General features: G+C 54.8%; 3 protein-coding genes. All 3 read left to right on the top strand.

The annotated features are described in order from the left end of the window. Positions 1-204, top strand: a 204-nt coding sequence (locus tag AC0AP0_RS12220; RefSeq protein WP_490430674.1) for a hypothetical protein, incomplete at its 5' end; no start/stop codon positions are given. A gap of 483 nt (positions 205-687) precedes the next feature. Continuing rightward, on the top strand, positions 688-1,851 hold the full coding sequence (locus AC0AP0_RS12215; RefSeq protein ID WP_490430673.1) for a class C sortase: 1,164 nt from the start codon (positions 688-690) through the stop codon (positions 1,849-1,851). 129 nt (positions 1,852-1,980) lie between these two features. After that, the coding region (locus AC0AP0_RS12210) for an aldo/keto reductase (protein WP_490430672.1) at positions 1,981-2,310 on the top strand (330 nt) is incomplete at its 3' end.

The raw sequence follows: 2,310 nt of genomic DNA, 5'->3' as shown, positions 1-2,310 counted from the left end.
GTTGACGTGCCTCAGGATGAGTTTCAGAACGGAACCCAAACTGGGAATGGAACCCAGACTGTTCCTGTCGCGAGATCAGGACCACGAAAGCTGGCAGCTACCGGTGTATCCATGGTAGCCCCTGGCATTCTGCTCTTGATTCTGGCCGTGATAGGCCTCTACTTGGCAATCGTTGCGCGCTCCTGGAACCGGGCTAAGCGCTAGGTATTCTCTCATAGTCATGCCGGTATGATGTCGTCATGAGATATCAGCGGCGTCTGTGAGGGTGTATAAAGGACCGGCGGCATCATACAGGTGCCGCCGGTCCTTGTATGCCAAAAGCTATTTATAGTTATTAACTGGACTATTTGAAATGCAGCACGAGGAAGGCTATAAATGGACCAGAATACTGACTCGGCTACTATGAGCCCAGCTCATGTCACCGGCAACGGTGATGTTGCAAATGCGTCCATTCCTGCAGGGCAAGCGGATATGCCGCCTACCTATGCTCCTAGTTCTGATCTGCCGCCATCCTATCCACCATTGGCAGCACCTAAGGACCGCGGTACTTCAGACTTGCACGGTTCAAGTGCAATAGCAGATCCGGTGTCAGTTTCCGGCCAAGCCAAGTCATTGGCCCCGATAATCGTCGTTTCAGGAAATTATCCCAAAGAAATAGATAAGCAAGGCAACGCTGGTCAGATTACCGTGACAGCATCCAAACAGACAAAGAAGGGTCGAAAGACAGCCAAGTCCGGTCGAGGATTCGGGCTCCTGGAGACTCTGGCCTTTCTGATTGGTCTGGGTATCTTCCTCTATCCGCTGTTGGCCGCCTATGTGAACTATTACCAGGATTCCTCGGCAATGGACAACTACGATCAGATTGTGGAAGCTCTTTCGCCGGCACAGCGCAGAGCCATGTGGCGCGATGCCAAGAAGTATGACGAGGAATTGGGCAAGCCTACACTGAGGGACCCCTTCAAGTACAAGGAAGTCAAGGAACCACTGGGTCGCTACTACAAAACCCTCAATGTAGATGGGAAGGGCATGATGGCCTATGTGGAGATTCCCAAGATCAACCTTAAGCTGCCTGTGCGGCACGGTACCAGCGACGCGGTGCTCAAGGACGGCACAGGGCACATTGCCACGACCCACGTGCCGACTGACAACCGAACCATCCACTCCGTCATCACCGGGCACACTGGCGAAGTCGGCTACATGCTTTTTGATAACCTGACCCAGTTGCGCAAGGGAGACGTCTTCCAGGTGCGTGTGCTCAAACGGCATATGAGCTATAAGGTAGACCAGATTAAGATCATTTTGCCTACCGATGTCAGCGCACTGCAGCCAGTCCAGAATTCCAACTATGTGACCCTGCTGACCTGCTACCCCTATGGCGTCAACTCTCACCGCCTGATTGTCCGCGGGCACTATATCGGCGATGACGTGCCTCCTACCCAACCTGAGGGAGCGCCCATTTACATGGTCTGGGTCCTCCTGGCCCTGTTTTTTGCCTGCCTTGTGGGCTGGTACCTGCTCTCACGTCGCCGGCGCAACTGCCGTCACGATCTGGAGCAGATGGAACATCTGGAATCTCGGGCGATAGGACCCGGGACCATGGGGGAGCCGCTGGCCACGATCATGGTCAGCCATGGGCAGGAGACCCGTTCAGAAATCAACCGCCGTCGTCGATTGATCAAAACACGGCGAATCTGCAGCGCACTCATGTGGCTGTTGGCTGTACTCGGCCTATTCTTCGCCTGGGGTTCGGTCGGGATGATGATGAGAATCGGCTTCCTGCCCGTATTCGACCTTGGCTACCACTGGTTCGACACCCACTTGATCTACTTCTTTGGTATCACCAAATTCTAGGCATGTGCATGTGTAGACAGGTTTGACCACGTAAGTCTGTTCTGTTGTAACCGGGCTTTTGACTGGCTCTAGAATGAAGCGAGCATGGCCTGGCAGATTGCTGGGCTGAATCCAGGGAGGGTGTGGACCATGACAGCAGTTCCAGACATTCTATTGTCTGACGGCAATCGCATTCCGCAGGTAGGGCTGGGCGTACTCAGGATCGACGATGATCAAACCGCTGGAGTAGTGCAATCTGCCTTGGAACTGGGGTATCGTCACATCGATACGGCAGCGGGCTACCGCAACGAAGGAGGCGTGGGCCGTGGCCTCAAGGCGTTCGGTTGCCAGAGTGGTCCTGAGCGTGCCAATCTGTGGCTGACCACCAAGTTGCGTGACTCCGAACAGGGCTATGACAGCGCTCTGCGGGCCTTCGACCGCCAGCTGGCCCTGCTGGGCACTGACTATGTCGATATGTAC

The organism is Bifidobacterium sp. POST2/T3 (B1) (genome assembly GCF_058197115.1).
Note: the sequence above shows the minus strand (reverse complement) of the source record. Positions and strands in the feature narration are given on the sequence as shown.